The 18,975-nt window shown below is 60.8% G+C and carries 15 protein-coding genes; 12 read left to right on the plus strand and 3 right to left on the minus strand.

Annotated features, from left to right (window positions below):
* Positions 1-3 precede the first annotated feature (3 nt).
* The 4 genes from HSW_RS12235 (at position 4) to HSW_RS12250 (ending at position 2,692) form a co-directional block, all read left to right on the plus strand.
* Complete coding sequence (locus HSW_RS12235; protein WP_044002164.1) at positions 4-1,068, plus strand: hypothetical protein; 1,065 nt, start codon at positions 4-6, stop codon at positions 1,066-1,068.
* 101 nt (positions 1,069-1,169) lie between these two features.
* Positions 1,170-1,628, plus strand: a complete 459-nt coding sequence (locus HSW_RS12240; RefSeq protein WP_155832949.1) for a hypothetical protein — start codon at positions 1,170-1,172, stop codon at positions 1,626-1,628.
* Between the two features lie 138 nt (positions 1,629-1,766).
* Complete coding sequence (locus tag HSW_RS12245; RefSeq protein WP_155832950.1) at positions 1,767-2,060, plus strand: hypothetical protein; 294 nt, start codon at positions 1,767-1,769, stop codon at positions 2,058-2,060.
* A 110-nt stretch (positions 2,061-2,170) separates the two neighbouring features.
* Positions 2,171-2,692 carry a hypothetical protein gene (locus tag HSW_RS12250; RefSeq protein ID WP_155832951.1) on the plus strand — a complete coding sequence of 174 codons (522 nt, stop codon included), beginning with the start codon at positions 2,171-2,173 and terminating at the stop codon, positions 2,690-2,692.
* A gap of 126 nt (positions 2,693-2,818) precedes the next feature.
* Here the strand turns inward: HSW_RS12250 and HSW_RS12255 are convergent, their stop codons facing one another.
* Together HSW_RS12255 and HSW_RS12260 are read right to left on the minus strand one after the other, a co-directional pair.
* Positions 2,819-3,715, minus strand: a complete 897-nt coding sequence (locus HSW_RS12255) for a DNA/RNA non-specific endonuclease (RefSeq protein ID WP_052346388.1) — start codon at positions 3,713-3,715, stop codon at positions 2,819-2,821.
* A 57-nt stretch (positions 3,716-3,772) separates the two neighbouring features.
* A complete protein-coding gene (locus HSW_RS12260; RefSeq protein WP_044002169.1) occupies positions 3,773-4,183 on the minus strand; it encodes a hypothetical protein in 411 nt (136 codons plus the stop codon).
* Between the two features lie 246 nt (positions 4,184-4,429).
* Between HSW_RS12260 and HSW_RS22815 the strand changes: the two genes are divergently transcribed.
* The 4 genes from HSW_RS22815 to HSW_RS12280 all read left to right on the plus strand — a co-directional run bounded on the left by HSW_RS22815 (position 4,430) and on the right by HSW_RS12280 (position 13,425).
* The gene (locus tag HSW_RS22815; protein ID WP_052346389.1) at positions 4,430-6,478 is read left to right on the plus strand and encodes a tetratricopeptide repeat-containing sensor histidine kinase; all 2,049 of its coding nucleotides are present in this window, start codon (positions 4,430-4,432) and stop codon (positions 6,476-6,478) included.
* Positions 6,479-6,784: 306 nt separating this feature from the next.
* Positions 6,785-10,036, plus strand: a complete 3,252-nt coding sequence (locus HSW_RS12270; protein ID WP_044002170.1) for a PAS domain-containing protein — start codon at positions 6,785-6,787, stop codon at positions 10,034-10,036.
* A gap of 71 nt (positions 10,037-10,107) precedes the next feature.
* A complete protein-coding gene (locus HSW_RS22820; protein WP_052346390.1) occupies positions 10,108-12,990 on the plus strand; it encodes a PAS domain-containing protein in 2,883 nt (960 codons plus the stop codon).
* An 18-nt stretch (positions 12,991-13,008) separates the two neighbouring features.
* Positions 13,009-13,425 carry a response regulator gene (locus HSW_RS12280; RefSeq protein WP_044002171.1) on the plus strand — a complete coding sequence of 139 codons (417 nt, stop codon included), beginning with the start codon at positions 13,009-13,011 and terminating at the stop codon, positions 13,423-13,425.
* A 62-nt stretch (positions 13,426-13,487) separates the two neighbouring features.
* Here HSW_RS12280 and HSW_RS12285 read toward each other — a convergent pair whose 3' ends face one another.
* Positions 13,488-13,901, minus strand: coding sequence for an STAS/SEC14 domain-containing protein (locus HSW_RS12285; protein WP_044002172.1), 414 nt, complete (start codon positions 13,899-13,901; stop codon positions 13,488-13,490).
* 238 nt (positions 13,902-14,139) lie between these two features.
* On the opposite strand from HSW_RS12285, the gene HSW_RS12290 reads away from it, so the two are divergent.
* From HSW_RS12290 to HSW_RS12305, 4 genes are all read left to right on the plus strand, one after another.
* Positions 14,140-14,835 (plus strand): hypothetical protein, encoded by a 696-nt coding sequence (locus tag HSW_RS12290; RefSeq protein WP_044002173.1) that lies wholly within the window; start codon positions 14,140-14,142, stop codon positions 14,833-14,835.
* A gap of 168 nt (positions 14,836-15,003) precedes the next feature.
* Positions 15,004-15,993 (plus strand): hypothetical protein, encoded by a 990-nt coding sequence (locus HSW_RS12295; protein ID WP_044002174.1) that lies wholly within the window; start codon positions 15,004-15,006, stop codon positions 15,991-15,993.
* Between the two features lie 167 nt (positions 15,994-16,160).
* Positions 16,161-17,939, plus strand: a complete 1,779-nt coding sequence (locus HSW_RS22825; protein WP_052346391.1) for an OmpA family protein — start codon at positions 16,161-16,163, stop codon at positions 17,937-17,939.
* 128 nt (positions 17,940-18,067) lie between these two features.
* The gene (locus HSW_RS12305) at positions 18,068-18,844 is read left to right on the plus strand and encodes an ABC transporter permease (protein WP_044002175.1); all 777 of its coding nucleotides are present in this window, start codon (positions 18,068-18,070) and stop codon (positions 18,842-18,844) included.
* Positions 18,845-18,975: the final 131 nt, after the last annotated feature.

The raw sequence follows: 18,975 nt of genomic DNA on the forward strand, positions 1-18,975 counted from the left end.
ATCATGAAGCGGATATTACTGTTTTCGATTGCCGCCCTGTTCCTGGGAATTGGTGTGTTAAGTAGCAATACAGAGTGGATGAAGGCACTGGGGCAATACCGTGCTGATGCGTGGCCTACCGACAAGTACCGGTATGGTGATTTGTATGGACTTTCCTATTTACCACATTACAAAACCCCTGTCTTTAAACTGGCTGATCTGAAACCGGATTACGTCAAGTCAAAGGCCGTCAGCAATGTGCATCTGTACACCATCTGTGACAGTTACATCTGGGCCTTTTTACAGACTGATTCGCTTCTGGCTCACGCCGATGCGTACCGTTTTTCGCGCCTGGACTATGAAGGCAAGCGTTTTCACTTAGATTCTACCAAGAAAAATGTTCTGGTGCTGGAAATGGTAGAACGTCGCGTGCGCTACACCTTGCCCGATACGACCGTGTTGTATCAGCAGCTTGAAGTAGTGGCTTCCCGTGCAGAGGAATCCACCCAAGACATGAAACCTGTTTCCTGGGTAAATAGCCATCTGTTCAACAAGGATATTGAGTCGAATCTGGAATTCAATTTGTTCGACTATCCGCTTTTCACTCCCCTGAAAGAAGTAAAGGCTAAGCTTAATCAGACGGTGTTCAACCGCATTAGTCCAGACGTATTTATCTCGCCGACGCGTGACCGGCTCTACTACCAGAAAACAATTGATACAACGCTAAATTCAAGCTCTTTCAATCCGCTTCCCAGGGAGGAAGAGGCCATGTTGGTGAAAAATTTCAATCAAGTATACAACCACTACAAACGGGCCGGATTTGATGAGGTGTACTTAGCCATTATGCCAAATCCTGTCACTGTTCTGGAGCCAGAGTTAGGGAAGTATAATAACCTGATTCCACGCATTCAGCAAAACCCAGCCCTACAGATGCCGGTGATTGACGTCTATACCAAATTTCAACGGATGAAGGAGCAGCCTATTTATGCCCGCTCGGATACCCACTGGACGAAAACAGGCTTTCTGGCAAGCTTAGCGTTAATTGATTCTTCTTTAGCTACACATATAATATCTCGTGCGAGGAAGTAGAACCCAAGCTCTTACCCCAACTGCGTAGCCCCTCCTAAAATGGCACGCTTGTTGGCAATAGTTCTCATCGGTCATTTTTTTGTCCTCCTTATCCACACACCATGCGTTCTTTTCAACAGCAGATTTTAGGCATTGCCCTTGTAGCCGGGCTTTTAAGTATTTCCTCAACGGCGTCTGCCCAGAATGCAGTGCGCACGGCAGTTCAGCAAGGACAATCTGGTGCCTTTGTTCATAAAACGGATCAGGTATATAACATCCCTAATGCCTCCCTGGGCATTCCCGGCCTAGCTCCCGATGCTCAGATTGAGATGACGCAGACCAAATTCATTATTACTCCGTCGGGCAAATCAACTTCCGTTCTGGTAGGTAAGCTACCATCTGGTGTGGCTCCTCCCACACAACAAGTAGTGTACAACTCAACCTACACGGAAGTGGCGGAAGGTCCAACCAAGGGACGCACGTACCAAACCGTAGCAGTAACCGAGCCCAATGGTTCGATCACCTATACGGGCACGCTGGACAATATCAAGGGGAAGGGTAAAGGAAAGAGCAAAAAGTAAGTTTTGAAAGCCTTCCAGATTACCAAAAAGCGCCCCGGCTATGTCGGGGCGCTTTTATAGTGTATACCTCCTAGCTAAGTAAATACTACCTATGCTAGCCTGCATCTATCTTCCGCTTTGGGTGGCTACCTTTGCGGCATGAATCCTCCTTTGTTTCACCTTGGCCAAGCCGTGGTTTGCACCAACGACGACTTTACACTGCTGCTGGTGCAGAATCCGGTTATCCAGACGCCCAAGCGCGGCCCTATCTACACGGTGCGGGGACTGTACGCTACCCACCGGGGTTATGGCGTGACGCTGGCGGAAATCAACAACGCGGAGGTGGCACCAGGCTTTCCGGAGGCCAACTTTCACGAGGACCGTTTTGCCGCCGTGCCGCCGGTAGAGGAAGTAAGTCTGGCGGAGCTGCTGGAAGAAACCGTACTCGCCTGAGTGCACTACGGCCCCGGCGCAGGTAACGCCTGAATTGCACCACGCCAATAAACGGCGGTATTCTCCGCCGGCGCACGCAACTGTACGGGGCAGCGGGGGCTCTTTCCAGCATGAAGCATATTTCCATATTAGGGTGCCTGTGGGCTTTGGCGGCCACGGCAGCCGTAGCGCAAGCTCCTACTCCCAGCACTAAAGTACTTGATGAGCGGTATGGCTTCCGGGGCGTGCGGTTCGAATCGGATACCAGTGCCCTGCCGGACCGGGCACTGGCGGAGGTAGGCGGCACTACCCGCTTTTACCGCCGCACCAGCGAGGTAAAGCAATTGGGGGAAGGCGAAGTATCGTCTATTCGCTACGGCTTTTACAAGGGCAAACTGGCCCTGGTCATTCTGGAAACCCGGGGCATCAGCAACAGCCGTGCCGTACTGGTTGCCATACAGCAGCAATACGGCGCGGGTACCCGCAACAGCCCATTCCGGCAACGCTACGCCTGGAACGGCAAAGCCGTAACCATGAGCTACGATGAAAACGCGGCCAGTAACGACGCCACCATCTTCATCAGCAGCAAGAAGCTCCGCGCCCAGCAGCTGAAGGCCGAGTATGATGCCGCCAAAAAGCTGAGCCCCGGCTAATAGCCTCGTCGGGAGTAATCAGAAAATCAGCATACAGCCAATGCGGCTGCCGGATTTACCACTCACAAAAAAAGCCTTTCCAACACTGGAAAGGCTTTTTTTTATAACGAATAACTCGTTTCAACTCTACATCGGGCCATCGTCAATGCGGCTTTCCACAGCCTGTTGCACCGCCGGCGCCACGGCCGACAGCAGGTCGTAGCCGGTGGCAGCCTCAATGGCATCCACGGTGGTGCGGTACTGGCCCCAGTTGGTGTTAATGGACTGGTCGTTAGGCGTATCCACGGCAATAACCCGGGTGGCCGTATTCACGCGGGTGGCGTCATTGTCGCCGGTGGGCAGAATCACCACCACTTTCCACACGCGCATAGGTACCGTTACCCGGCCCTGGTCGAGGGTAGTTTTGTAGCCACTGGAGCCGGTACCGCCCGTGCCGTAGCTACCCATGATGACGTACACCTCGTTGGCGCCGTTGGCGAGTTGGGCCCGACTGAAGTTTTCCAGGTTGGCCCAGGTTTGCTGGTTGTTGCGCGGAGCCTGCGGAATCATGTTGGTCATCAGAAACGTAGCCGAGTTGTCGGCCACGGTGTTGGTGCGGTCGGCCGAGGGGCAGTTGTGGCCCCTATCGAAGCCGGAGCCGCTGTAGCTGGTAGCCTGCACCTGGTACCAGCCGGTGGGCAGCGTGTTATCGGCCCGGAAATCGTCCTGCCGGTCGGCACTACCCCGGTTATCCAGGGTCAGGTGCCAGCTTACCCAGTTGGGCGTGCCCCGGTCGCGGTGGTAACTCAGCGCGTACTGCGGCTTCAGCAATAGGTAGTTGGTGGGTTGTTGAACATCGGCCACGGCACCGCTGGGGTTGCCCAGCGTGAGGTGCTCGGGGAGCACCACAGGTGGCGAAACAGGAGGAACGGGCGCAACCGGTGTGGGGTCGGGCGAGGAAGAACAGGAGGATACCCAGGCGGCCACAGCCAGCAGCAAGGCACCACTCCCGCTCCGCCGAAGGGAAGGAAGCAGGAATAACATGCCGCAAAGGTAGTAGCCCTGGGCCGCCCGCCCCGGCCGGTCTAGGGCGGCCCCTGCTTAGTACTGGCTCAGGAGCCAGTTGATAGCCGCCGGCTCTTCTTCAAAATACTGGTAGAGCATCTGATGCTGAGCGCGGGCCTGCCCCACCATATCGGTGGTAGCCAGCCGGGCAAAGACGTTATCGGCCGATAGAATAGCCCCCCAGCGGTAGTACCCCGGCCCCGTAGCTCGGGGAAACCAGTCGGTGAGCAGCCACTGCACGATTTCCGGCGTGAAAGGCGTCAGGTGCTGTTGGTTGATGAGCATGCGCAACCAGCCCGTGCTGGTCAGCAGCACCAGGGCCTGCTCAAACACGGCGCGCACGGCAGCACCGTCGCCGGAGCCGGGCAGCCACTCCAGCCGCACAAAGCCCTGGGCGTCGGCCAGCAGCCGGCCAGCCGGGTTTTCGAAATAAAGGGAGGGAGGCAATGATGCAAAAGGCATAGGAACAGGACGGAGCCGCCAGCTGCGGGAAAGAGTTCTGCTCTAGAATAGAAAGAGAAAAAGCAGGCGTTCTTAGCCCGCAAATATAACGTACCATCAGGCATAAGACCAGTTTAATTCCTATATAATACCATCTATTTCTCCACGGGTTCACTGAGTCGGCCGGCGTTGGCGGCGGCCGCCGCCAACGCCGTTGCGGGCAGAAAACGATTCCGTTGTGTACATTCCCTCATGATTTACCGCTTTTGGGGAGGTGTACTAGCCCTGTTGCTGCTTCGGGCCTTACCTGCCGGAGCCCAAAGCCCGCAAACCCGCCCGTTGCAACGTGCCTTGGCCCAGGCCACTACCGATACCAGCCGGGTACTGCTGCTGGCTGATTTGGCCGCTACCTACAGGTACTCCCGCTTCGACTCGGTGCAGTGGTACGCCCAGCGGGGACTGGTGCTGGCCCGGCGTATCGGGTACTCCAAAGGCGAGGGCCGCTGCCTTTCGCGCATGGCCATTCTGCTGGGGGAACGGGGTAATCTGCCGCAGGCTCTGCGCGTGGATTTGCAGGCTCTGCGGCTCAACCAGGCCAGCCATGATACGGAAGGCACGGCCCGCACCCTCAACCAGACCGGCCTGCTGTACTTTGCCCTGGATGACTACCGGCCGGCCCTGCAGTATTTCTTTCAGGCCCTGCACCTCTACGAGCAGGCCCGCACCCGCGACACGTCTCAGCTCATCAGCGTAATCACCAACCTGGGCGCCAGCTACGAGGGCCTGCACCGGTATGATTCGGCGGCTTTTTTCCTGAATCAGGCCTGGGCCTTTACGGCCCGGTCCCGCTCGGTTCACCAGAGCTGCTGGGGCAACCCGGCCCCCTACGTACTGCGTGAAATCGGGCTGCTGCAGCTGGCCCAGGGCCACCGGGAAGCGGCCCTGTCATTTTACCGGCGCAGTGCGCGGGCTTCCCTGCCCGAGAATGATCAGCGCAGCGCCAGCCGGGCCTACCAGTACATAGCGGAACTCTACCAGGCCCGCCGGCAGACCGATTCCAGCATCTACTATGCGCGTAAGGCCCTGGCCCTGGCCCGGCCCCTCCCCTTTGTGGTGGGGGTAATGCGCAACAGTACCCTGCTCACCCAGGCCTTCGAGGCCCGCCGCCAGCCCGATAGCACGCTCCATTACATGCGCGTGATGCTTACGGCCCAAGACAGCCTCCACAACCCTCGCCGCATCAAGCAGCTGGACGCCATTGGCTTTGCGGAGCAGCAGCGCCTGCAGGAACTGGAAACGGAGCGAGCCCGCCTCACAGAGCAGTTGCGCACGGCCGCGTTGCTGACTGGTCTGGGCGGCCTGCTGCTGGTGTCGTTGCTGTTGTGGCGCAACAACCGGCAGCAGCAGCGGGCCAACCGGGAGCTACGGGAGCTACACGAGCAGGTCAGCCAGCAGGCCCGGGAGCTGACCGCTCAGCGCGACAGTCTGGCCCGAACGCTGCGGGAGCTCAAAATTGCCCAGAGCCAATTGGTGCTACGCGAAAAGATGGCCAGCCTGGGCGAGCTGATGGCTGGCGTGGCGCACGAAATTCAGAACCCGGTGAACTGCGTACGCAAGTTTGCGGCCATCAGCGTGGAACTGTGCGAGGACGTGCGCCAGGAACTCAGCCGGCTCACCCTGCCGCCGCACGAGCAGGAAATTGTGGATGAGATGCTGCAGAACCTGGGCCAAAACCAGACAAAAATCATGCACCACGGGCAGCGGGCCGAGTCTATTGTGCGCGGGATGCTGGAATACTCGCAGGAAGGCAGCGGCCCCCGGCAGGTAACCGACCTGAACGTGCTGGCCGAGGAATACCTGCGGCTGACGTACCACGACCTGCGCGCCAAAAACCGCTACTTCAATGCCGCCCTGCTCCTGCGCCTCGACCCGACAATGGAGCGTGCCAATGTGGTGCGCCAGGATATCGGGCGGGCACTGGTGGGCGTATTCAGCGCGGCGCTGCAGGCCGTGCAGCACCGCCAGGCAGAAGCCGATGAAGACTACGTGCCGCAGGTAGAACTCAGCACGCAATACACGGCCTCGCAGCTGGAAATCAGGGTGCAGGACAATGGCCCGGGCCTTTCCCCGGAGGCACTTGCCACCCTGTTCCAGCGCTTCCCGGCAGGCCCGGATGCCAGCCTGGGCCTGGCCCTCAGCCACGACCTCATCACGAAAGGCCATGGCGGCATGCTCAGCGCTGCCAGCCAGCCTGGCCGGGGCACGCAGTATACCATTACGCTGCCAGTAGCCGCCCTCTAGCTGACCGGCTGCCAGGAAACGGCGAGGCATACGCGAGGCCCTGCGTAAAACACTTACCTTACGCTCCTGTCTGCGGCCTTCTTATTCTGTACCCCGATGCCCGATCTACCCGCTTCCACAGTTGCCGTTGCAGAGTTGCTCAGCAGACCGCCGCGCCGGAAGTACTCCCGGGCCCCGGCTTTGCCGGCTGGTTGAGTTTCCACTCAGCGCCTCGCCCTATTTTCGGTTTTCCCCGGCCAATTCCCTCTTTCACCGCGCAGGTATCGTTTATTGACGGCCTGCCCTGGCTTACCGGCTTCTTTTCGCGTGTCCTCTACTGCTTCCCTGCTTTCCGTTTTCAATGCGCTGCCCGACGCGACCCTGCTGCTGACGGCGGAGCTGCGCATTGAGGCGGCCAGCGACACGTACCTGGCGGCCACGCTGGCCCGGCGCGAGGCTATTGTGGGCCGGCTCATCTTCGAGGCTTTTCCCGATAACCCGGCCACGCCCGAGGCCCGGGCCGTGCATAACCTGCGGACCTCCCTGGAGCAGGTGCTGGCCACCGGCCAGCCGCATACCATGGCCCGGCAACGCTACGACGTGCCGGACCCCGCCCGCCCGGGGCAGTTTGTGGCGCGTTATTGGCTACCGCGCAACACGCCGGTGCTCGACGGGCAGGGCCGCGTGAGCCACCTTCTACACACGGTAACCGACGTCACCCCCAGCGCAGAAAGCGAGGCCCGGCAGCAGCTGCGGCAGCTCAACCGGGAGCTGGAAAGCCGCGTGCAGGAGCGCACCCACGCGTTGGAGCAGGCCCGACAGGAAGCTGGCCGGCAGCGGCAGCGCCTGGAAAACCTACTCCTGCAGGCACCGGCCGCCATTTGCATCTTCAGCGGCCCGGAGCTGGTGTACGAGCTGGTGAATCCCGTTTATCAGCAGCTGTTCCCCGGCCGCCGGCTGCTGGGCTATCCGGTGCTGGAAGCGCTGCCCGAGGTACTGAACCAGCCCATCTGGCACACACTGCGGCAGGTGTACCACACGGGGCAGGCCCACACGGAAAGCGAAGTACTGGTGCAAGTGGCCCCGCATGAAGGCAGCCCCCTGCAGGATTTCTATTTCAACTACCTCTTCCAGAGCCGTACCGATGAAAACGGCCACGTCGACGGCGTGGTGGTCTTTGCCTTCGACATTACCCAACAAGTACGGGCGCAGCGGGCCAGCGCCGCTGCCGCCCATCAGCTGCGCCTGCTTACCGACGCCCTGCCCGTGCTCATCGGCTACCTCGACCAACAGGAACGGTACCAGTTTGCCAACCACGCCTACCAGGCCTGGTTTGATCAGGAGCCGGAGACATTATTGGGCCGCCCTGTGCGCGAGGTAATCGGGGAACAGGCATATGCCGGTGTGCAGCACTACATCAAACGAGCACTGGCCGGTGAGCAGTTGAGTTTTACTGCCTGCATGCCCTACCGCGAAGGGTTCACTAAACACATTCGCACCAGCTACGTGCCCGATATCCAGGGCCAGCAAGTCGTGGGCTTTTATACGCTGGTATCCGACGTGACGCAGGAGGTGCTGGCCCGTGAGCAAGTGCAGGGTCTCAACGACGAGTTGGCCGCCATCAACGAAGAACTGGAGGCCTCAAACGAGGAACTGCGCCTTCAGCACACCGAGTTGGAGCAAACACAACAGGCGCTGCTGGAAGAAGCTCAGCGCCGCGCCCAGGAGCGCGAAACATTTTATCAGGTATTCGAGCAGACGCCGGCCCTGATTGCCTTGCTGCGGGATGAGGAGCATCGGTTTGAGTACGTGAACCAAGCTTATCAGGAACTCTTCCCCGGGCGGCAGCTTGTGGGGTTGACCTTGGCTGAGGCTCTGCCTGAAACAGTGGAGCAGGGGTTTCAGGCCCTTATGGATAAGGTGTACCAGACGGGCGAGACTTTTTATGGCAACGAACTGCTGCTGCGTATGGAGCAGCCCGCCGGCCAGCAGCCCCGGGATATATACTTCACCTTCACCTACCAGGCGTACCGGGAAAAGGGGGCGTTAGCCGGCGTTTCTATTTTTGCCTTCGAGGTGACCGGGCAGGTGCAGGCCCGGCAGCAACACGAGGTGGAGCGCGAGATGGAGCGCCAGCGCCTGCTGAGTTTATTCGCGGAGGCCCCGGCCGGCATCTGCATTCTGGCCGGGCCCGAGCTGGTGTATGAATTTGTTAACCTGGCTTACCAGCTGCTGCTGCCGGGGCGGGAGTTGCCGGGGCGCTCCATTTTTGCGGTGCTGCCCGAAATCCGGGGTACCTCCGTTGAGGCCATCATGCGCAACGTGTACGCTTCGGGCCAGACTCATGAAGAACAGGACCTACTGATTCCCCTGAAACAACCCGGGGACGACGGGCTGGAGAACCGCTATTTTTCCTTTGTATGCCAGGCCCGCCGCAATGAGCAGGAGCAAATTGACGGCCTGCTGGTATTCGTCTTCGAAGTCACGGCACAGATTCAGGTCACCGAGGCCCTGCGTGAAAGCGAGGCCCGGTTTCGCATTATGGCAGACGCAGCCCCCAACCAGGTGTGGGCTGTGAATCCGGATGCAACCATCCGCTACGCCAACCAGGCGTTTCTGGACTTTGTGGGCGTGAGCCTGGAGGAATATACGGCCACAGGTTGGGCTTACTTTGTGCCGCCGGAGGAGCTAAAACAAGCCCAGTACACGCTGGAAACGGCCATCAGAACCCGCTCGCTGTACATGCTGGAGCACCGTATGCGTCGCCACGACGGCCAGTACCGTTGGCTACTGGCGCAGGGTGCCCCCAGCTTCTACCCCAACGGCGAACTGTACGGCTACGTGGGCTCTGCCATCGATATTACCGAGCTCAAGCAAACCAATCAGCAGCTCACCCGCACCAATCAGGATCTGGATAACTTCGTGTACGCGGCCAGCCACGACCTAAAGCAGCCGGTCAACAACCTGACCGGCCTGTTTGAGGAAGTCTGCCGCAGCAGCACCTTCGCCGACCCGGCGGAGGAACAGCTGCTCGTGCCACTGGTCCACGAGGCACTGCAGCAGCTAAGCAGCACCATCGACGATCTAGCGGCTCTGGGCCAGGCCCAGCAGACCCGCGTAATGCCCACGGAGCTGGTTTCGCTGGCCGACCTCATGGAGGAAGTGGTTAATACCCTGGAGCCGCAGGTACGCGCGGCCCGGGCCCGCATCACCACCGATTTCACGTCCCGGCCGGCTCTATCCTTTGCCCGCGCCAACCTGCGCACGATTCTGCTGAACTTAGTGGGCAACTCGCTGAAATACGCCGACCCCACCCGCCCCGCCCGCATTCACGTATCCGTGTGGGTAGAGCTGGGCCAGCCGGTGTTGATAGTGGAAGACAACGGGCTGGGCTTCGACGCGGTCCGACACGGGGCCGAGCTGTTCCACCTCTTTCAGCGCCTGCATACGCATACGGCCGGCACCGGCGTGGGGCTGTACCTGGTACACCGCATTGTGCAGGCCAACGGCGGCACCATTGAAGTAGATAGTCAGCCGGGCGAAGGGGCCACGTTTCGGATCCGCTTCGGGGCCGCCTGAGCAGCCGGCGCTTACCAGCCCGCTCTCCCCCACCATATTACGTTTCTATCACTTTACCTTCCCACTCCTGCATGCCTGCTTCGCTGGTTCCGCTGCCTCTCCGCTCCCTGCCCGCCGCCGACCTGCTCGGCGACCTGCTGGCCGTGTCGATGACGGGAATTATTTATTATACCCCCATCTATGACCCCGCAGGTTCAGGGCAGATAGTCGATTTCACCTTCGTTTACCTCAATCCGACGGCCCAGCGCATGATGCGCATGCCGGAGGTGCCCACCCTGACTCACAACGAGCAGTGGCCCCACAGCATCGCGCACGGCACGTTCGATTTTCATGTGGACGCCTACCTAAGCGGGGAGCCGCGTGAATACAACATCAACTACCAGGCCGACGGCTACGACAACTACTACCGGCTGGCCGCCCGGCGCACCGGCGACGGCCTGTGGGTGAGCTTTACCGATACGGCCGACCAGCCCCGCTCGCCCGTTGAAATGGCACTGCGCGAAAGCCAGGCGCGGGAAAAAGCAGCCCGCGCCGAGGCCGAAGCCCAGCGCCAGCGCCTGCACCAGATTCTGATGGAGCTGCCCGCCAGCGTGGCCACCCTGCACGGCCCCGACCGCATGTTTACGCTTGTCAGTCCCGGCTATCAGCAGCTGTTTGCTTCCCGCGTTCTGCAAGACCGGCCCCTACGGGAAGCCCTGCCGGAACTGGTGGGCCAGCCTCACTTGGCCGCCCTGGACCAGGTGTATCAGAGCGGCGCGCCGTACTACGGAACCGAAATTGAAACCTGGGTGGATTTTGCCGGGACGGGCCAGCGTCAGCGCCGCTATTTCAACGTGTTTTTTCAGGCCCTGCGCGACGCCACCGGCACCGTAGACGGCGTCCTGAGCTTTGCCTATGACGTAACCGAGCAGCTGGAAGCCCGCCATCAGCTGCAGCAACTCAACCAGGAGCTGGAAAGCCGGGTGCAGGAACGCACCCAACAGCTGCGTGGGGAGCAGCAGCGGCTGCAGCTGATTTTAAGGCAGGTTCCGGCTTTCATTGCTACCCTGGAAGGCCCCGAGCACCGCCACACCTTCTTTAACACCAGCTACGGGCGCTGGTCCGACGAGCGGGCGCAGCTGGGCCGCACCATGGCCGAAGTGTACCCGGAAACGGTTGACCAGGGCTTTATCGGGCTTCTGGACGAGGTATACCGTACGGGCCGGCCGTTTGTGGGAGATGAAGTACCCGTGCAGCTCGCGGCCGGAGCCTCCGGGCAGTTGCAACAGTACTATCTGGACTTCATTTACCAGCCGTTGCTGGATGAGCGGGGGCAAACCACCGGCATTCTGGCCTTCATCGTTGATGCCACCGAGAAGGTGCGGGCCCGCCAGCAAACCGAGGCGCTGCAGACGGAGTTGCTGCTGGTGGCGCAGCGGCAGGTGCGGGAGCGCGAGGCCTTCTACCAGGTATTCGAGCAGACGCCGGCCCTGATTGCCCTGTTGCGCGCCCCGGAGCACCGCATAGAGTACGCTAACCCGGCCTACCAGCAGGTATTTGCTGGTAGGCCCCTGCAAGGGCTTACCCTGGCCGAAGCCCTGCCGGAATTGGTCGATCAGGGATTCACCGACCTGATGGACCGCGTCTATCAAACCGGCGAAACGTATTTCGGCACCGATACGCCCTTTACACAGCCGGCCACGGAAACCCAGCCTGCCCGCACCATCTACTACAACTTCACCTACCAGGCGTACCAGGATAACGGGCAGATTGCCGGTATTACCGTATTCGCCTACGACGTGACGGAGCAGGTGCTGGCCCACCGCGAGCGGGACAGCCAGCAACAGCGCCTGGAGCAGCTATTCATGCAGGCGCCGGCCGCCATCAGTATTCTGGTGGGGCCCGATATGGTGTATGAGCTGGTCAACCCTGGCTACCAGGCCATGTTTCCTGGCCGCGAGCTGCGCGGCCGCGCCATTGCCGACGTGTTTCCGGAACTGGCCGGGACGGGCGTACTCGAAACGTTTGAACAGGTGTACCGCACGGGCGTTACCAACGAGGAAAAGGGGATTCGCATCTACTTCACCAACCCCGACACCGGCCAGCTGGAGGACCGCTACTTCAACTACATTCAGCAGGCCCGCCGTGATGCGCACGGCCAGCCCGATGGGGTGCTGGTTTTTGCGTTTGAGGTTACTGAGCAGGTCCGCGCCCGACAGCAGGCGCAGGCCCTGGCGGCCGAGCTGACCCTTACCAACGACCAGCTGACCCGCACCAACGCCGACCTGGACAACTTCATCTACACGGCCTCCCACGACCTCAAAGCCCCCATCAGCAACATTGAGGGGCTGCTGTACCTGCTGCAGGAGGAACTGCCGGCCGCTGTCACGCAGGGCCCGGACGTAGCGCCCACCCTAACGCGCATGCTGGGGGCTGTGGAACGCTTCAAGCGCACCATTGAGCACCTGACGGAAGTTTCCAAGCTGCAGAAGGAGCACGAGCCGGCAGCTACGGCGGTGGATCTGGCGGAGGTGGTGGAAGACGTGCGCCAGGACCTGCTGCCGCTGGTGCAGGAAACCGGCGCCCGCCTGCACCTCAACGTGGCGGCCCGGCCTCCCATCCGGTTTTCGGAGAAAAACCTGCGCAGCGTGGTGTATAACCTACTCAGCAACGCCCTCAAATATCACTCTCCCGCCCGTCGGCCCCATATAGATGTGCGGGCCCACGTGCGCCCGGGCTACACTGTGCTGGAGGTGCATGATAATGGGCTGGGCATTGAGGCGGCGTACCTGCCGCGCCTGTTTACCATGTTCCAGCGTTTCCACGACCACGTAGAAGGTTCAGGTATCGGGCTGTACATGGTCAAGCGGATGGTGGATAACGCTGGTGGCCGCATTGAGGTATTCTCCCAACCCGGCGCTGGCACCACTTTCTTCGTACACCTGCCTCAGGCCGCCGAAGTGCCCGCCTCCTAGCTTCTTTCCTTCCTGCCCATGCCCTCGATTTCCTGCACCCTGCTCGTCGATGATGACGACACCACCAACTACCTCAACCAGCGGCTGCTGCAGCGCATGGCCGTCACCGACACGGTATTGGTAGCCGGCAATGGCCAGGAAGCCCTGGACCTGCTGCACACGCACTGCGAGCAGCCAACCTCCCCCACCTGTCCGACCCTTATTCTATTGGATATGAAGATGCCGCGCATGAACGGCTTTGAGTTTCTGCGGGCTTATGCCCAGCGCCCACCCCTCCAGAACCCGGCCGTGGTTATCATTATGCTCACCACTTCCCTCAATGCCCAGGATGTGTCCCGAATGCAGGATCTGCCCATTGCCGGCTTCCTGACCAAGCCGCTGACCCGGGAGAAGATGGAGAATATTCTCCACGAGCACTTCACCGCTCCATCGTAGGCGGGCCGGGCGGGTGTTGCTGCGCAGCAACTGCAACTACCCTACTCCGGTTCTGCGCGTCATCATTGCTGCCGCAACCAGGCTACGGCGGCCGCTTCCTCGGTAAAGGTGCGGTAGACCAGCGGCAGCCCTTGCACCGAGGTAGTCACATACGCCGTGGCCAGACGCGTAAACACATCCTCCGATACCACAATTGCCCCAAAACGGTAGCCGCCTTCGGTTACGGCCCGGGGCAGCCATTCCTGCACAATCCACTGTTGCTCCGCCGTGGAAAAAGCCCGCATCTGCCGTTGATCAATAAGGATGCGGTACCAGCCGTGACGGCGAAGTGCCTGCACCATATGGTTAAACAGTGCCCGAAAGGTCAGTTCATCCCGTTCCTGCTCGCTCCAGTGGGCCCGCAGAAAGCCGGCCGGGTCTTCGAGCAACCGGCCAGCTTTGTTCTCAAAATACAGCGTTGGCAGGGGTAGTTGCATAGCAGAGGGCACCGTGCAAGTACCACCAATGCCCTGCTATTGTTTAGCCTTCCCACATCATTCCGATAACCAACCCTTCCGAAACGGAAGGGTTTTTCATTTTACACCGGTTGTTTTCTCCGGCCTTCAAATCACAAACAACTTATAACCAATAACATACAACAAAATAAGTCATCCCATTGAAAGTCGGCACCGGACTTGGCAGTAGCCTGTCATATCCCAAACACCGCCGACCAGTATGCTTCTCTTCGACAACATCGCCAAAGCCGCCAAAGATTTCTTCGTGGAAGAAACCTCCCCGGAGGGTCCTTCCGTAGCGGCCCCGCGCCCCCTGCCCGGCCAGACGGCCCCGGTATTTTCGGGCAATAATGCCACAGTAGGCACGCAGGCTACTCCGCTCCTCACCCAACCCGAGCAGCGCCACCTCGACCACATCCGGCAGCTGCTCTCAGGCGACGGCAAGGACTTTATGGCCTTCACCAAAATGGTAACCAGCCTGCAGGCCAGCGGCCTTTCGGGCCCTATCCTGTACCAGACTGCCTTCAACGCCTTTGCCGCCGTGACCAGCCTGGATTTGCCGGCTTTGCTGAAATCGGCTGAGCAGTTTGAGCTGAAGCTGGCCTCGGATCGCAACAGCATTCTGGAGCGGCACCGCGAGAAAGTGGGCGAAATCCGGATTCCGAACGTACCAGCCAGCCCGTTAGTGCAGCTGCAGCTGCAGGAGCAACAGCTGCAAACCGGCCTCGCCGACCTGGCCCGGCAGCTGGAAGAAGCCCAGCAGCGCCTGCTCGCCGTGCGCCAGCAGTTGCAGGAGCAGCAGCAGAAAGCGACATCCGCCCTGGCCTCCTATGAACTGGCCCATGCCACCGCCTCGGCCGAGCTAAAAGCCCACCAGCAGGCCGTGCAGGCCTATTTACTCCGGTCCGGCAGCTGAAAGCCATCGGGCCGGTTGCCGCCCGAACGACAACGCCCGAACAACGCCATCAGCATCACGCGGCCACAACGCCGGCCCCCAACAACCGGCCCACCGGCTGGCCGTCGCCGGACCGGGGCGCGGCTGTCCACAGCCGCTTCTCACTACTCACTACTTACTACTACTACCATGAACTCTCTTTCCACTTCCGATTTCAAAACCGGCGAGTTGCCCAAGTGGCAGCAACCTGAAAAGGTAGCCGGCTGGATTTTTCTGGCCGGGCTGGCCGGAGCCGGCGTGTATTGCTGGGGCACTATTGTACCGTTCCTGGTTGAAATGGTGTTCGATACCGTGAAGCTGGGCATCGGGCTGGGCGTGCTGCTGGCGGCCTGGCTGGTGCTCACCAGCCCCCGCGTGAAGGCCGGGCTGTGGTACGCGGGCCAGCGCATTTTCCGCACCGCCGCCGGCATCTTCGTCAACACCGACCCTATCGGCATCATGGAGGACTACATCAAGAGCACCTCGCAGGAAGCGCGCAAGATGGAGGAGGAAGTAGGCCACGTAGAGGGCGCCCACGAGCTGGTGAAGCGCAAGCTGGAAGCCAATACCCTGCAGATGCGCGAGTACCTGGCCCTGGCCGACGCCGCCACCCGCCAGCGCGAGCCCGACGCGGCCGAGCAGTACGCCAGCCGCGCCGCCCAAATCCAAGACTACAACCAGCGCCTGCAGCCCATGCTCACCACCACCCAGAACGTGAGCCTGGTGATGCGCCAGATTCTGAAAGCCGCCCTGCGCCAGATCGACGGCAGCAAGTTCAAGGTGAACCTGCTCAAGGACGAGTACCAGCTGGTGAAGCGCACCAGCTCGGGCATGCGGGCCGCCATGAACATCCTGCGCGGCGACCCGGACAAGAAGTACTTCTTCGACCTAGCCACCGACCGCGTGGCCCAGGACATGGCCCAGCAGCTCGGCCAGATCAAGCAGGCCATGCGCTACTCGCAGGAGTTCGTGAAGGAAATGGACATCCAGAACGGCGTGATGAGCGAGAAAGGACAGCGCCTGCTGGAGAAATACCAGAAAGGCGACTTCAACGCCCTGCTCGACGAGAAGCCCGCCCCCACTACCACTGCCCAGACCCGCGTGGCCACCAACGACGCTTACCAAAGCCTGCTGGATTAACCAGCCTCCGCGCCCCAGGCGTCCCAGGGCTGAAGCCCCGGGCTATGCAGCGCCTCAAATACTCGGTCACGCCTCAACATTCCCACTGACTAGCCTAGGGCTTCAGCCTTGGGAACCGGGAACCGCGTGCCGGACCAAAAACAAACAACGAAAAACGAACAACCAACATGACAACTCGCGGTAAATTCGTACTGGGCGTCCTCATTGCGGCGCTGCTGTACTTTGGCATCAACAAGCTCGTGCAGAGCGGGGTGCTGTTCAAGAAAGCGGCCACCGAGTCGGTGCTGCTGAACTCCATTGAGCTGCCCGCCGCCAGCGGCGGCTCCCGCGCCAACGTGGCCGTGCCGCTGGCTCCGCTGCCTTCTGAAACTCCGGCCGGTAAGGGCAGTCCTATTGTGTGGGAAGTAATGGCCTGGAACTCGCAGATGGCCGGCATGCTGGCCAACGGCGGGGCCCGCACTACTCAGGGCTCCAGCATGGCTGCCGGCGGCCTGGATATGCAGATTGTGCGCCAGGACGACGTAGCCAAAATGCAGGCCGACCTGGTGAAAAACGCCCTCGATCTGCAAACCAACCCCGATACGCCCGGCCTGCTGGTGAGCATCATGGGCGACGGCCTGCCGGCCTTCTCGGCGGTGCAGCCCCAGCTGGAAAAAGCCGGCACCGGTCTGCAGATCATTCCCTACTCGGTGGGCAAAAGCTTCGGCGAGGACAAGCTGATGGGCCCCAAGGAGTGGCTCGATAACCCCAAAGCCGCCCTGGGCAAAACCGTGGCCTGCTACCTGCGCGACGGCGACCAGAACATTGCCCTGAAATGGTGCGCCGACAACGGCCTGAAAGTCAACCCCGACGAAACCACCTACGACCCCGAAGCTGTGAACTTCATGGCCGCCTCCGACTTCCTGGTGGCCGCCGAGAAATACATCATCGGCAAGCCCGAGCAGCGCGTGAAAGTGGTAAAAGGCAAGAACACCGGCGTGAAAGTAGACGTGGTAGCCGACGCCGTAGCCACCTGGACGCCCGGCGACGTGAACATTGCCAAGCAGAAAGGCGGCTTGGTGAACATTGTGAGCACCAAGGACTACAGCAACCAAATGCCCAACATCATGGTGACCACTAAGCGCTGGTACGACGCCCACCCGAAGGAAGTGGAAGCCCTGATTACGGCCCTGGCCGTGGCCGGCGACCAGGTAAAATCTCACCCCGAGGCCCTGAGCCGCGCCGCCGACATTTCGGCCTCCGTGTACGGCGATAAGGACAAGCCCGGCAGCTACTGGCTGCGCTACTACAAGGGCGTGAGCGAGGCCGACCGCAACGGCGAGGTAGTGGAGCTGGGCGGCTCCAAGGCATTCAACTTCGCCGATAACCTGGCCCTTTTTGGCCTGAACGAAGGCGGCACCAACATCTACGCCGCCGTGTACAAAACCTTCGGCGACGTGCAGCACCAGCTCTACCCCAAGGAACTGCCCAGCTACGTACCCCTCGACCAGATGCTGGACCTCGCCCCGCTGCGCAAGCTGCAGGACAAGTACCGCGGCAAAAACCTGGCCCCGGCCGAGCAGCAGCAGTTTGCCGCCGATGACGAAATCCGCCAGAGCGTGAGCCGCCGGGCCTGGAACATCGAGTTCAACACCGGTCAGCGCACCTTCACCCCCGCCGCCGAGCAGCAGCTCGACCAGCTCTTCAACGACCTGGTCGTGGCCGGCCGCCTGAAAGTAGCCGTGCACGGCCACACCGACAACGTGGGCGACGCCCAGCGCAACCAGCAGCTCAGCCAGGACCGCGCCGAGGCCGTGCGCCAGTGGCTGGAGCAGCGCAGCGCCAGCGCCTTCCCCGCCGGCCGCGTGCAAACCTACGCCCACGGCGCCCAGGAGCCCGTGGCCCCCAACACCACCCCCGAAGGCAAAGCCCGCAACCGCCGCGTGGAAATCGTGCTGGGCAACTAAGTGGGTTGTCAGTTGCTCGTTGTTCGTTGTCAGTCTGCTCGTTACCTCCCATTGGTGACGAACAGCTGACAATGAACAATAAACCACAACCAGCCACTAACAACGAACAACTGACAACTACTACACCCATGAAATCCCTCTTCCTCCCCAACGCCCGGCCGCCGCGTACCACGTTTGCCCTGATGGCGGCCGGGCAGGCGGGGCTGCTGCTGCTGCTGTGGCTGTTTTACCCGCTGCAGCTGTTCCCCTCCCTGGGTGACGTACTGCGCGCCCTCGCCGACCTGACTACCACCCAGGGGCTGGTGCCGGAGCTGTGGGCTAGCATGACGACGGCCCTGCAGGCCCTGGGCATGGCCACGGTACTGGCGCTGCTGATTTCCTACCTCACGGCCCTGCCCTTCTTCCGGCCGTTGGCCTACGCGGCTTCCAAGATGCGCTACCTCACTCTCACCGGCCTCACGTTTTTCGTGGCCCTGCTGGTGAGCTCGGGCCACGAGGTGAAGCTCTCGGTGCTCACCTTCGCCACCACCGTGTACCTCGTCACGGGCATGACGTCCGTGATGCTCAGCACCACCCAGCAGGAGCTGGACCACGCCCGCACCCTGGGCCTAGGCGAGTGGCGCAGCTTCTGGGAAGTGGTGGTGCTGGGCAAGCTGGCCGATATGCTGGAAGTGGTGCGCCAGAACTTTGCCATCATCTGGACGATGATAACCCTGGTCGAAACGCTCTACCAATCGGAAGGCGGCATCGGCCTGCTTCTCTACAAGCAAAACCGCTACCTCCACCTCGACGGCGTGGTCGCCATCCAGCTCGTCATCCTGGCCGCCGGCGCCGCCCAGGACTACCTCTTCGAACTGCTCCGCCGCGTGTTTTTCCCCTACGCCAGCCTGGCCGCCGCGCGGTAAATCACATGTCATCCTGAGCGGAGCGAAGGACCTTATCACCCTAGAACGACTCTGTGGACCTCTGCAAGAAACGTCGTTTCAACAATTCATTCAGATGTGAGAAGGTCCTTCGCTCCGCTCAGGATGACAAT

The sequence above is a fragment of the Hymenobacter swuensis DY53 genome (assembly GCF_000576555.1).
Lineage (GTDB): Bacteria > Bacteroidota > Bacteroidia > Cytophagales > Hymenobacteraceae > Hymenobacter > Hymenobacter swuensis.

Coding starts and splice junctions, on each gene's coding strand:
- HSW_RS12235 (WP_044002164.1), top strand. CDS start 4: ATGAAGCGGATATTACTGTTTTCGATTGCCGCCCTGTTCCTGGGAATT.
- HSW_RS12240 (WP_155832949.1), top strand. CDS start 1,170: ATGCGTTCTTTTCAACAGCAGATTTTAGGCATTGCCCTTGTAGCCGGG.
- HSW_RS12245 (WP_155832950.1), top strand. CDS start 1,767: ATGAATCCTCCTTTGTTTCACCTTGGCCAAGCCGTGGTTTGCACCAAC.
- HSW_RS12250 (WP_155832951.1), top strand. CDS start 2,171: ATGAAGCATATTTCCATATTAGGGTGCCTGTGGGCTTTGGCGGCCACG.
- HSW_RS12255 (WP_052346388.1), bottom strand. CDS start 3,715: ATGTTATTCCTGCTTCCTTCCCTTCGGCGGAGCGGGAGTGGTGCCTTG.
- HSW_RS22815 (WP_052346389.1), top strand. CDS start 4,430: ATGATTTACCGCTTTTGGGGAGGTGTACTAGCCCTGTTGCTGCTTCGG.
- HSW_RS22820 (WP_052346390.1), top strand. CDS start 10,108: ATGCCTGCTTCGCTGGTTCCGCTGCCTCTCCGCTCCCTGCCCGCCGCC.
- HSW_RS12280 (WP_044002171.1), top strand. CDS start 13,009: ATGCCCTCGATTTCCTGCACCCTGCTCGTCGATGATGACGACACCACC.
- HSW_RS12285 (WP_044002172.1), bottom strand. CDS start 13,901: ATGCAACTACCCCTGCCAACGCTGTATTTTGAGAACAAAGCTGGCCGG.
- HSW_RS12290 (WP_044002173.1), top strand. CDS start 14,140: ATGCTTCTCTTCGACAACATCGCCAAAGCCGCCAAAGATTTCTTCGTG.
- HSW_RS12295 (WP_044002174.1), top strand. CDS start 15,004: ATGAACTCTCTTTCCACTTCCGATTTCAAAACCGGCGAGTTGCCCAAG.
- HSW_RS22825 (WP_052346391.1), top strand. CDS start 16,161: ATGACAACTCGCGGTAAATTCGTACTGGGCGTCCTCATTGCGGCGCTG.
- HSW_RS12305 (WP_044002175.1), top strand. CDS start 18,068: ATGAAATCCCTCTTCCTCCCCAACGCCCGGCCGCCGCGTACCACGTTT.